The sequence below is a fragment of the Bacillus sp. NH11B genome, assembly GCF_001884205.1.
GTDB classification, from domain to species: Bacteria; Bacillota; Bacilli; order Bacillales; family Bacillaceae_G; genus Bacillus_A; species Bacillus_A proteolyticus.
In genome coordinates, this window is record NZ_MAOG01000104.1 from 13,554 (window position 1) to 26,208 (window position 12,655).

General features: G+C 34.6%; 10 protein-coding genes. 8 read left to right on the forward strand and 2 right to left on the reverse strand.

Translation table 11 applies throughout. From position 1 onward, the window contains the following. Positions 1 to 7: 7 nt before the first annotated feature. Both BAU27_RS15855 and BAU27_RS15860 read left to right on the forward strand, forming a co-directional pair. Positions 8 to 1,165, forward strand: coding sequence for an exonuclease SbcCD subunit D (locus BAU27_RS15855; RefSeq protein ID WP_071771412.1), 1,158 nt, complete (start codon positions 8 to 10; stop codon positions 1,163 to 1,165). Further along, positions 1,162 to 4,251, forward strand: a complete 3,090-nt coding sequence (locus BAU27_RS15860) for an AAA family ATPase (protein ID WP_071771413.1) — start codon at positions 1,162 to 1,164, stop codon at positions 4,249 to 4,251. Before BAU27_RS15855 ends, BAU27_RS15860 begins: the two co-directional genes overlap by 4 nt. 86 nt (positions 4,252 to 4,337) lie before the next feature. Here the strand turns inward: BAU27_RS15860 and BAU27_RS32370 are convergent, their stop codons facing one another. Then, entirely contained in the window at positions 4,338 to 4,511 is a 174-nt protein-coding gene (locus tag BAU27_RS32370; protein ID WP_071745533.1) for a hypothetical protein, read from the reverse strand. A 383-nt stretch (positions 4,512 to 4,894) separates the two neighbouring features. Between BAU27_RS32370 and BAU27_RS15870 the strand changes: the two genes are divergently transcribed. Further along, positions 4,895 to 5,194 carry an ArsR/SmtB family transcription factor gene (locus tag BAU27_RS15870; RefSeq protein ID WP_071745534.1) on the forward strand — a complete coding sequence of 100 codons (300 nt, stop codon included), beginning with the start codon at positions 4,895 to 4,897 and terminating at the stop codon, positions 5,192 to 5,194. Between the two features lie 58 nt (positions 5,195 to 5,252). Here the strand turns inward: BAU27_RS15870 and BAU27_RS15875 are convergent, their stop codons facing one another. After that, positions 5,253 to 5,438: a YkvS family protein gene (locus BAU27_RS15875; protein ID WP_000646796.1), complete on the reverse strand. Its 186-nt coding sequence runs from the start codon at positions 5,436 to 5,438 to the stop codon at positions 5,253 to 5,255. Positions 5,439 to 6,084: 646 nt separating this feature from the next. On the opposite strand from BAU27_RS15875, the gene BAU27_RS15880 reads away from it, so the two are divergent. The 5 genes from BAU27_RS15880 to BAU27_RS15900 all read left to right on the forward strand — a co-directional run bounded on the left by BAU27_RS15880 (position 6,085) and on the right by BAU27_RS15900 (position 12,627). Beyond that, positions 6,085 to 7,287, forward strand: a complete 1,203-nt coding sequence (locus tag BAU27_RS15880) for an L-lactate MFS transporter (protein WP_071745535.1) — start codon at positions 6,085 to 6,087, stop codon at positions 7,285 to 7,287. A gap of 623 nt (positions 7,288 to 7,910) precedes the next feature. Further along, positions 7,911 to 8,696: a 2,3-dihydro-2,3-dihydroxybenzoate dehydrogenase gene (gene dhbA, locus BAU27_RS15885; protein WP_071771414.1), complete on the forward strand. Its 786-nt coding sequence runs from the start codon at positions 7,911 to 7,913 to the stop codon at positions 8,694 to 8,696. 177 nt (positions 8,697 to 8,873) lie between these two features. Further along, positions 8,874 to 10,073, forward strand: coding sequence for an isochorismate synthase DhbC (gene dhbC, locus BAU27_RS15890; protein ID WP_071771415.1), 1,200 nt, complete (start codon positions 8,874 to 8,876; stop codon positions 10,071 to 10,073). A gap of 12 nt (positions 10,074 to 10,085) precedes the next feature. Then, positions 10,086 to 11,702 (forward strand): (2,3-dihydroxybenzoyl)adenylate synthase, encoded by a 1,617-nt coding sequence (locus tag BAU27_RS15895; protein ID WP_071771416.1) that lies wholly within the window; start codon positions 10,086 to 10,088, stop codon positions 11,700 to 11,702. 31 nt (positions 11,703 to 11,733) lie between these two features. Next, entirely contained in the window at positions 11,734 to 12,627 is an 894-nt protein-coding gene (locus tag BAU27_RS15900; RefSeq protein WP_071771417.1) for an isochorismatase family protein, read from the forward strand. Positions 12,628 to 12,655: the final 28 nt, after the last annotated feature.

The following is a 12,655-nucleotide window of genomic DNA, read 5'->3' on the forward strand; positions in this document are numbered from 1 at the left end:
GGGTAATATGAAGTTTTTTCATACAGCGGATTGGCATTTAGGTAAGCTTGTTCATGGTGTATATATGACTGAAGATCAAAAAATTGTGTTAGATCAGTTTGTACAAGCTGTTGAAGAAGAAAAACCGGATGCTGTAATTATTGCAGGAGATTTATATGACCGAGCAATTCCACCTACAGAAGCAGTAGACTTATTAAATGATGTATTACAAAAGATAGTTATTGAGTTACAAACACCAGTAATCGCAGTTGCAGGAAATCACGATAGTCCGGACCGTATACATTTTGGTAGTAATTTAATGAAAAAACAAGGATTACATATTGTTGGACAATTCCAGTTTCCATATAATCCTGTTGTTTTAAATGATGAATACGGAGAGGTTCATTTCCATCTCATTCCGTATGCGGATCCAAGTATTGTTAGACATATATTGAAAAATGAAGATGTTCGTTCTCATGATGATGCGATGCGTATTTTTATGAATGAACTTTCTGAAACGATGGATAAAGAAGCGAGACATGTATTTGTAGGACATGCATTTGTAACTTCTTCAGGAGAGGCAGAGGAAAATACAAGTGATGCGGAACGACCACTTTCAATTGGTGGTGCTGAATATGTAAATAGCCATTATTTTGATAAGTTTCATTACACGGCGCTTGGTCATTTACATCAAGCGCATTTTGTACGTAATGAGACAATTCGTTATTCAGGTTCGCCACTTGCCTATTCTATCTCTGAAGAAAAACATAAAAAAGGATATTATATTGTGGAACTGGATGAAAAAGGTGAAACAAAAATTGAAAAACGTTTACTTACACCACGTCGTAAAATGCGTACAGTAGAAGCAAAAATAGACGATTTAATACATCATCCAGTAAATGAAGATTATGTATTTGTGAAATTATTAGACGAAAATCCAGTCTTGCAGCCAATGGAAAAAATACGTTCTGTATACCCAAATGCAATGCATGTTGAAAGATCTATTCAAAGACGAGAGTTCACAGATGAAAATGAAGTAACTATTTCAAGACATAAAACGGATGATTTATCTCTTTTAAAAGCTTTTTACAAAGAAATGAAAGGGTTAGAGTTATCAGAAGAGAAAGAACGTCTATTCTTAGATGTGTTGCAAACAGTGCAAGAACGGGAAGGTGAGCGAGGATGAGACCGATTGAGCTTATTATGACGGCATTTGGTCCATATAAACAGAAAGAAGTAATCGATTTTAATGATCTTGGCGAACATCGTATTTTCGCTATTTCTGGAAATACAGGGGCCGGCAAAACAACGATTTTTGATGCGATTTGTTATGTGTTATATGGAGAAGCTAGTGGGGAAGAGCGTAGTGATACAAGCATGCTCCGTAGTCAATTTGCTGATGATAATGTTTATACAAGTGTGGAATTAACCTTTCAATTAAAAGGGAAAAGATATGAAATAAAGCGACAACTTGGTCATAAAAAACAAGGGAATAAAACAATTACAGGACATGCAGTTGAATTATATGAAGTAATTAATGAAGAAAAAGTTCCTTGTGTCGATCGTTTTCATGTAACGGATGTAAATAATAAAGTTGAAGATTTAATTGGATTAAGTAAACATCAATTTAGCCAAATAGTAATGTTACCGCAAGGAGAGTTCCGAAAGCTATTAACGTCTGAAACAGAAAATAAAGAAGAGATTTTACGTCGTATTTTTAAAACAGATCGTTATAAGTTAATGCGTGAGTTACTAGACCAAAAACGCAAACAATGGAAAGACGTCTTACAAGAAAAACAAAAAGAACGAGAGCTATATTTCCGTAATGTTTTTAAATTGCCAATACGTGATGGAGCATTATTAGAGACATTAGTGGAACAAGAACATGTAAATACGCATCAAGTAGTAGAAGTATTAGAACAAGAAACAGCTGCGTATAAGGCAGAGGTTGAGCAATTACAAGTAGAACAAAATGTTCAAACGAAGCAATTAAAGGATGCTGAAACACGTTTTCATGCAGCGAAATCTGTAAATGAGAAATTTATAGATTTACAACAAAAGAATGAGAAATATAATACTTTACAAGAGAACCGTACAGTTATTGAAATGAAAGAAAAATCTTTTAAGCGTGCGGAACAAGCGAAGCGCTTATTACCATTTGAACAATGGTACGAAGAAGCAATGCAAAATGAGCAGAAGGTTGAAAGTTTGTTAAAACAGATAATCGCCAAAAAAGAAAATATAACGAATAACTTTGAACTTGCTCAGGAGAAATATGAAGTAGTAAAGAATAAAGAACCTGAGAGAGAAAATGCAAAAAAACTCGTTCAAAGATTAGAAGAGTTACAACCGATCATTGCATCATTAGCTGAGAAACAGTTGAATTTACAAGATACAGAAATTCAAGTAGAGAAATTAAAAGAAAGTATGCAAAACTTAGATCGACAATTAGAGGAGCATACAAATCAAAAACAGCTAATGTCTGATGAATTACAGCAATTAGAAGTAGCGCTTGAACAATATGTAGCTAAAGTAGAAGAATTAACGAAAATGCGAGAAGATGCAAAAGTATTAAAGCAGGCATATGATGTATGGCAAGAAAAACAAAAATGCGAGCAAGAAAAAGAATCAGCATATAATAAGATGCAATTGGCAGTTAACGCATATGGAAATATGGAACGTCGCTGGTTAAGTGAACAAGCTGGTATATTAGCTCTTCATTTACATGATGGTGAATCTTGTCCAGTATGTGGTAGTACGAACCATCCGAAAAAAGCTACAGAGCAAAGTGATGCGATCGATGAGAAAGAGTTAAATGATTTAAGAGACAAGAAGAATGTTGCTGAAAAATTACATGTTCAATTAGAGGAGAAATGGAATTTCTATCATATTCAATATGAACAGGTAATAGAAGAGGTTAAGAAGCGAGGCTATCGCTCGGAAGAATTAGTTGAAACATACAGGGCGCTTGTTCAAAAGGGAAAACAATTAGCAACTGAAGTGAATACGTTAAAAGCAAGCGAAGAAACTCGTAAGCAAACTGCTGTGAATATAAAAAGCGTAGAAGAAAAAGTAGAGGGACTTCAGAAACAAAAGCGTGAGGTAGAAATAGAGCAGCATCGTATAGAAATGGAGTGTATGCAGCTTCGTACGTCATATGAACATGATAAGAAAAGTATTCCTGAAAGCTTACAAACAGTACAAGCTTGGAAAGTTCAGTTTGACCAAGCTATGCATGAACTCAGATTAATGGAAGACGAATGGAAGAAAGTGCAGGAAGCGTATCAACATTGGCAAAATGAAAATATACGTATTCAAGCAGAACAGGAAAGTGCTTCTAATCAATTTGAAAGTACAAAATTGAAGAAAGAAGAGACGTTTACACGCTTTATGAAAGAGCTTGAACAGAGCGGATTTACAGATCAAATCATGTATAAAGAAGCTAAATTAAATGATATCGAGATGGAGATGTTACAAAAAGAAATTCAAAGTTATTATTCATCTCTTGAAGTGCTTGCAAAACAAATTGAAGAGTTACATGCTGAATTAAAAGATAAAGAGTACATGGATATTACGGCGTTAGGTGAACACATAACAGAATTACAAATTAATCTTGATATAATAAAAGAAAAACGTCAACGTGCGCAAAATGCGGTAACATATATTACGGATTTACATGAAAACATTAAACGAATTGATGAACAAATTCATGAGGAAGAAAAAGCATTCCAAGAACTTGTTGATTTATATGAAGTAATGAAAGGGGATAACGATAGTCGTATATCCTTTGAACGTTACATCTTAATTGAGTATCTAGAACAAATCGTTCAAATCGCAAACGAACGATTACGTAAATTATCAAATGGCCAATTTTATTTAAAACGAAGTGAGCGAGTTGAAAAGAGAAACCGTCAAAGTGGATTAGGCTTAGATGTATATGACGCATACACAGGTCAAACCCGAGATGTAAAAACATTATCTGGCGGTGAGAAATTTAACGCATCACTTTGCTTAGCACTTGGAATGGCAGACGTAATTCAAGCGTATGAAGGTGGTATTTCCATCGAAACGATGTTTATCGATGAAGGATTCGGCTCATTAGATGAAGAGTCATTAACGAAGGCAGTTGACGCCCTAATCGACTTACAAAAATCAGGCCGCTTTATCGGTGTCATTTCACACGTTCAAGAGCTGAAAAACGCAATGCCAGCTGTATTAGAAGTAACGAAGCAGAAGGATGGGTGTAGTCAGACTAGGTTTGTGGTGAAGTAACAAGATCAAATTGCTGAGGATTTTAGTAAAATAATAAATAAAACGCCGTCTCCTTATTGGAGGCGGCGTTTGTATGAAGTAAGCAACTATGAGTTATCTGAAGAAGGTGGTGTATTAGCCAAACGATTAAAACTTTTAAAAGCAGAAATTGCTGATATTACACCACCTGTTAAAAATAAGGCTGATCCACCGACTAAAATAATACGACTGACATACGTCTCACGAGCTTCTTCAACTTGTTCTTGTAACGGTGTAGGCATATAAATTTCCTCCTAATAAAAATGTGTTTTGTAATAGTATATACAAACGCCTAACATGTGTTAAAAACGCTAGATAGTTAATTATAGGTAGAATTATTAGTTCTATAAAAAATATAGAAAGTTATATGAATCATATAGTATCAAAAAACGTTTTAATTATTTGAAAAATCTTCACCCTAAATTTATGCGAACTTCACATACAGCACAAATTGAAATTATATTATGTATATGTACTAAATAAATAAAATTTTATAACATTGCTGTTTTTAAATAATGAAAATCCAATTATTCCTATATAAGGGTCTTAATTGTATGTTAGAGATATCATTTTATGTAGAAGCAGTTATAAATAAAAAGGAATTTAAATAAAAGGGGAATGTCTTATGACAACACATACGAGCGAGATAAAAAAAAGTTTAGTAACTGAAGAAGATGTGGATATTTTAAAAATAATGGCGCATCCAATACGATTGCAAATCGTAAATGAATTAAGTGCACGTAAAACTTGTAATGTAACACAATTAACAGAAATATTAAATATTCCTCAATCGACTGTTTCGCAGCATTTATCAAAAATGAAAGGTAAAGTGTTAAGAGCTGAGAGAAGAGGGTTAGAAATTTATTATTACATTAATAATTTAAAAGCAAGCAAGATTGTTAGTGTTTTAGGATATATAAATTAATGAAGTGTTGTTATACAAAATAGCCTCTGCTGTTAAGCAGGGGCCATTTTGTATTGTTTTATTTATTTGCATTTAAAATTTTATAGTTTTTATGATTTACAATTGTTCGGTCAAATTCAAAAGTACCACCGCTCACATCTGTAACTTCAACTAAGACCGATTCAGTGTATAGTTTTAGTACAGATCCTGTAATCTTTAAGTTACTTCGTTGAAATAGTATAGTATCCCCTACGTTTGCTTTCATAGTACCTCCTTATAAAAGACAGAATTGTTTGTTTATTATATATATTAAACCACGTATAGATATATTAGTGAATGTTTAGTTTTATTTATCAATAAAATATTTTTTTGTTTAATGAACTGAAAGTGCAACATTATGTAAATAGATTATATATTTTCTATTTTTATGTACGAAATTGGAAATACAAAAAGAGTGGGATTTTTGAGCACAAGCCTTGTAACGAAAAGCAAGTTTATAAGGCAATTAAATGACTTGTATCAAGGAGTGCGGGCGTAACATGTTACAAAGCTGGAGAGTTAAAAAGAATATGGTGTTTTTTTGTTTGTATAGGATAATCAAAATTTTGAAGTCCAGCCATGGTGTAACTGGGCACATAACTTTTTATAAAAGAGGATATGAAAACACACATAAGTCGTATTGATGTAAACCATTATAAAAGCTGCTACGTATTTAACATGTAGTTTTTTGTATTTCATCCGTCGTTTTCTGTAACTGATTCCATATTTTTGACGCTCTATCTTGTAAGTGCTTACATGAGCGGAAACATCCTATACAATGAAGTTGTTAAATCGAATGAGGTGGCGAAAATGAAAATAAAAAAAGCATATTTAGAGAATAGCATTGAAATAGAAAGAGGAGGCGGAATGATATGAAAAAATCAACTGTTAATCCATGGCTTGTTGTCCTTGGCACGGTCATAGTACAAATGGGGCTTGGAACGATATATACATGGAGTTTATTCAATCAGCCTTTAGTTAGTAAATACGGTTGGAGTCTAAACGCTGTTGCAATAACTTTCTCAATTACTAGTCTTTCCTTAGCATTTTCAACTTTATTTGCGAGTAAATTGCAAGAAAAATGGGGACTTCGTAAACTTATTATGATAGCTGGACTAGCGTTAGGACTAGGATTAATACTTAGTTCACAAGCTTCTTCATTAATATTGCTTTATGTACTAGCAGGAGTTGTTGTAGGTTACGCGGATGGTACAGCATATATTACTTCACTATCCAATTTAATAAAGTGGTTTCCAGAGCGTAAAGGTTTAATTGCTGGTATTTCTGTCTCTGCATATGGTTCGGGTAGCTTAATCTTTAAATACATTAACGCACAGTTGATTGAATCAGTTGGTGTATCACAAGCGTTTATATACTGGGGTTTAATTGTTACAGCTATGATTGTAATTGGCGCTTGTTTAATCCATCAAGCTGCAGATCAAGGAGCAGTTCATGAAACAAAAACTCAGGAATATACAACGAAAGAAATGTTAGGCACAAAACAAGTATACTTATTATTTATTATGTTATTTACATCATGTATGAGTGGCTTATACTTAATTGGTATGGTAAAAGACATTGGTGTTCAACTTGTAGGGCTTAGCGCAGCGACAGCAGCTAATGCGGTGGCTATGGTTGCAATCTTCAATACATTAGGTCGTATTATTCTAGGACCGTTATCAGATAAAATCGGCCGTTTAAAAATCGTTACTGGTACTTTTGTTGTTATGGCGGCTTCAGTTTTAGTTCTAAGTTTCGTAGATTTAAATTATGGTATCTACTTCGTATGTGTAGCAAGTGTAGCGTTTTGCTTTGGTGGAAATATCACTATTTTCCCGGCTATTGTTGGTGATTTCTTCGGTATGAAAAATCATAGTAAAAATTACGGAATCGTGTATCAAGGATTTGGATTTGGAGCGCTTGCTGGTTCCTTTATCGGTGCAATTCTAGGTGGATTTAAACCAACTTTCATGGTTATCGGCGTATTATGTGTCGTGTCATTTATTATCGCAATTTTAATTCAAGCACCTAAACAGAAAAAAGAACAAGAAGAAGAGTATCGCAGCGTAGCATAAGTGTATAAATCTTCTATAGCACTATGATTACGAAAAAGCATCCTATTAAATAGGGTGCTTTTTTTATGAGTTATTTTAACAAGGTTAAATTACTTTTGGAATTTTTTTAGGTGTAAAAGTGAGTGAAATATCCATTTGGATTATATTGGAATATAATAAATCGATATATCGTATTCGAAATATGTAATAAATCTTAAATAATAAAGAAGACATTCATTGGTATTTGCAATATATATTTTCAGAAAAATATTGAGAAAATATATACTTGAGTTTTTCATAAAGCATTTTAAAAGAAGGTATATACAGTTTATTTTCTTCAATTTTAAAAAGAGGAGTTTGAATTTAATTTATAATGTAAGTACTTTTAATGCTTTTTATGATTTTATTAAGAGGCATTAAAATGTTTTATCTGAAAAATAAAAAAAGATTGACAAGTTCATTGAGAAACATTATCATTTCGTTGTAAGAATATTAAATGAAAAACATTATCAGTAAATATTATTTTGATGAAAAGTACACTTGACCAATTAGTTTAGTAAGTGTATTATTTTTTACATCGATAACGATAATCATTATCATTAATTGTTTAATTAAATTAATTTTCAAATGAAAGGATAGAGGAAATGAATTTAGGGGAATTTGATGGGAAGACCGTTATAGTAACAGGTGCAGCCCAAGGTATAGGTAGTGTTGTAGCAAAAATGTTTTTAGAAAGAGGAGCTACAGTTATTGCAGTTGATCAAAATGAAGAAGTGCTAAATATGTTATTAAATCATTGTGCATCATATGAAACACATATGAAGACATTTCATTTAGATGTGAGTGATAGCACTGCTGTTGAAGAGGTAGTAAACCGAATTGAAAATGACATAGCACCGATAGATATATTAGTAAATGTTGCAGGGGTTTTACGTATGGGAGCGATTCACTCTTTAAGTGATGAAGATTGGAATAAAACATTCTCTGTAAATACTACAGGAGTTTTCTATATGTCCCGAGCGGTAAGTAAACGCATGATGGTAAGAAAATCAGGGGCAATTGTTACAGTTGGCTCAAATGCGGCGAATACTCCGAGAATGGAAATGGCTGCGTATGCTGCATCAAAAGCTGCAACGACCATGTTCATGAAATGTTTAGGATTAGAGCTTGCAGCATACAATATTCGCTGCAACTTAGTTTCTCCAGGTTCTACTGAAACTGAAATGCAAAGATTATTATGGGCTGATGAGAATGGAGCTAAAAATATAATTGCTGGTTCTCAAAATACATATAGACTCGGTATACCGTTACAAAAAATTGCACAACCTTCAGAAATTGCTGAAGCAGTATTGTTTTTAGCTTCTGATAAAGCGAGTCATATTACAATGCACAATTTATGTGTCGATGGCGGAGCTACATTAGGAGTTTAATAAAGTGAAACTTTAATTAGTGGGGGTTTTGTTCATCCCCCACTGATTATTAGTTGAACCAATCGGGCTTTTACGGGCAGTTGATCCCCACCTAACTTCTTTGCTTCCGCTGAATTTTGAGGTGCGGATCTTACTGCCCGTTAATGCGGGATAAAAAATTCAGGAGGTTTTCATACTATGAATGAACTTACAACCGTAAAGGAACTGTCAGAAAAATTATTAGAAGATTATAAAACTGAATCTTCGTTCTTTTTCGCTTCACCAACTCGAACGATATTGACAGAAGGAGAGTTTACTACAGTAAAACATCATGAAATTGAAAGTTTTCCAGAACTTGTACAAGCGGTATTAAGTAATGCAAAACAAGCCGGAAATCCGAATCCTATCGTTGTTGGTGCTTTGCCTTTTGATCGTAGAAAAGAAGTTCAACTTATTGTACCGGAATATTGGAGAATTACTGAGCGTTTACAGTTGGAGACAACAAATGAGATAAAACGAAATGAGAAACTGACATTTGAAATGACACCGGTTCCAGCTCCTGAAGTTTATATGAATGGTGTGAAGCAAGGGATTGAAAAAATTCAGGACGGAGATTTAAATAAAATCGTTCTATCTAGATCGTTGGATGTTAAATCTTCAGAGAAGATTGATAAACAAAAACTACTTCGCGAATTAGCAGAACATAATAAGCACGGTTATACATTTGCTGTGAATTTACCGAAAGATGAAAACGAGAAAAGTAAGACATTAATTGGAGCAAGCCCTGAATTGCTTGTTTCACGTAGTGGTATGCAAGTCGTTTCTAATCCATTAGCTGGTTCAAGACCAAGAAGTGACGATCCAGCTGAAGATAAAAGAAGAGCAGAGGAATTACTCTCTTCACCAAAAGATTTACATGAACATGCGGTAGTAGTTGAAGCGGTTGCTGCTGCACTTCGTCCGTACTGTCATACATTGCATGTGCCAGAAAAACCATCAGTTATTCATAGTGAAGCAATGTGGCATTTGTCTACAGAAGTGAAAGGTGAACTTAAGGATCCGAATACTACTTCTTTACAATTAGCAATTGCTCTTCATCCTACGCCAGCAGTTTGCGGAACTCCAATGGAAGAAGCAAGAGAGGCTATTCAAAAAATTGAGCCATTTGACCGTGAATTCTTTACAGGAATGTTAGGGTGGAGCGATCTAAATGGAGATGGCGAATGGATTGTTACAATTCGTTGTGCTGAAGTGCAAGAGAATACACTTCGTTTATATGCAGGAGCTGGAGTTGTTGCTGAGTCAAAACCAGAAGATGAGCTAGCAGAAACGTCAGCTAAGTTCCAAACAATGTTGAAGGCTTTAGGGTTAAGAGATAATTCGTTGAATGAAAAATAGGGGGAAGAAAGAATGTTAACAGGTTATACGGAATGGCCAAAAGAATTTGCCGATCGTTACCGAGAAGAAGGGTGTTGGCTTGGTGAAACATTTGGCGGAGTGTTAAGAGAGCGTGCTGAAAAACATGGAAATCAGATTGCAGTTGTAAGCGGTAATACGCATATAACGTATAGTGAGTTTGATAAAAAGGTAGATCGCTTAGCTTCAGGTTTACTGAATTTAGGAATAAAGAAAGAGGACCGAGTTGTAATCCAGTTACCTAATATTATAGAGTTTTTCGAAATATGTTTTGCGCTATTTCGAATTGGAGCAATTCCTATTTTTTCATTACCTTCACATCGAAGTAGTGAAATTAGTTATTTTTGCGAGTTTGGTGAGGCGAGTGCTTACGTTATTTCAGATAAGGCTCTTGGCTTTGATTACCGAAAACTAGCAAGAGAAGTAAAAGAAAAAGTGCCTACTTTACAACATGTAATCGTAGTAGGGGAAGAAGAAGAATTTGTGAGTATAAATGAACTTTATATGGATCCCGTTCCATTACCAGAAGTTCAGCCAAGTGATGTTGCATTTCTCCAATTATCAGGAGGGACAACAGGACTTTCTAAATTAATTCCTAGAACACATGATGACTATATTTATAGTTTACGTGTTAGCGCTGAAATTTGTAATTTAAATGCAGAAAGTGTCTATATGGCAGTTCTTCCAGTAGCACACAATTACCCGATGAGTTCCCCAGGGACATTTGGAACTTTCTATGCGGGTGGAAAAGTAGTGCTGGCAACTGGAGGGAGTCCAGATGAGGCATTTGCACTTATAGAAAAAGAAAAAGTTACGATTACCGCTCTCGTTCCACCATTAGCAATGATATGGCTTGATGCTGCATCTTCTCGTAATGACGATTTATCAAGCTTAGAGGTTATTCAAGTAGGCGGTGCGAAATTTAGTGCCGAAGTTGCAAAGCGCATTCGCCCTACATTTGGATGTACGTTACAGCAAGTGTTTGGTATGGCAGAAGGGTTAGTAAATTACACAAGACTAAATGACCCTGAAGAAATCATTATTCATACACAAGGTAGACCGATGTCTACATTCGATGAAGTAAGGGTTGTTGATGAAAATGATAACGATGTAAAACCTGGTGAAGTAGGTAGTTTATTAACACGAGGTCCATATACAATTCGTGGTTATTATAAAGCAGAAGAGCATAATGCACGATCATTTACAAAGGATGGATTTTATCGCACAGGTGATCTTGTAAAAGTAAATGGACAAGGTTACATCATTGTAGAAGGAAGAGACAAAGATCAAATTAATCGTGGTGGTGAGAAGGTTGCTGCGGAAGAGGTTGAAAATCATCTATTAGCACATGATGCAGTACATGATGTAGCAATTGTATCTATGCCTGACGATTATTTAGGAGAACGTACTTGCGCTTTTGTTATAGCTCGTGAACAAGCTCCAACTGTAAGTGAATTAAAAACGTTTTTAAGAGAACGCGGTATAGCGGCTTATAAGATTCCAGATCGAATTGAATTTATTGAATCATTCCCGCAAACAGGTGTTGGAAAAGTAAGCAAAAAAGAATTACGTAAAGTAATTACTGAAAAACTTATTACAGTAAAACGATAAAAAACTATTAAAATCGGAAGGAAGTGATTAGATGGCTATCCCATCTATTTCAGTATATAAAATGCCAATTGAATCAGAACTACCAAAAAATAAAGTGAATTGGACGCCAGATCCGAAACGTGCGGTTCTTCTAATCCATGACATGCAAGAATATTTTCTTGATGCATATAGCGATAAAGAATCGCCAAAAGTAGAACTAATTTCAAATATTAAGGTGATAAGAGAAAGATGTAAGGAACTTGGCATACCAGTAGTTTATACAGCACAACCTGGTGGACAAACGTTAGAACAACGAGGGTTATTACAAGACTTTTGGGGTGATGGTATTCCCGCTGGACCGGATAAAAAGAAAATTGTCGATGAACTTACTCCTGATGAGGATGATATATTCCTAACAAAATGGAGATATAGTGCATTTAAAAAGACGAATCTATTAGAAATTTTAAATGAACAAGGACGAGATCAACTTATTATTTGCGGTATTTATGCGCATATTGGCTGCCTTTTAACAGCTTGTGAAGCATTTATGGATGGTATAGAGCCATTTTTTGTAGCAGATGGAGTAGCTGATTTTTCACTAGAGCATCATAAACAAGCATTGCATTATGCATCTAATAGATGTGCAGTAACGACATCAACAAACTTAATATTAAAAGATTTACAAAGTGTAAAAGGTGATGAGAGTAAAGGGATCACTTTACAGGAAGTGCACGAACTAGTTGCACAACTACTTCGTGAGCCAGTAGAGAGTATTAAAGTTGATGAAGATTTATTAAATAGAGGACTTGATTCGGTCAGAATTATGAGTTTAGTAGAGAAGTGGCGTCGCGAAGGGAAAGAAATCACTTTTGCAGATTTAGCAGAACGTCCAACTGTTGCCGATTGGTACAGTTTACTATCTTCACAAGCAGCACAGGTGTTGTAACAAATAGACTACATAATAAAGGGGTAGT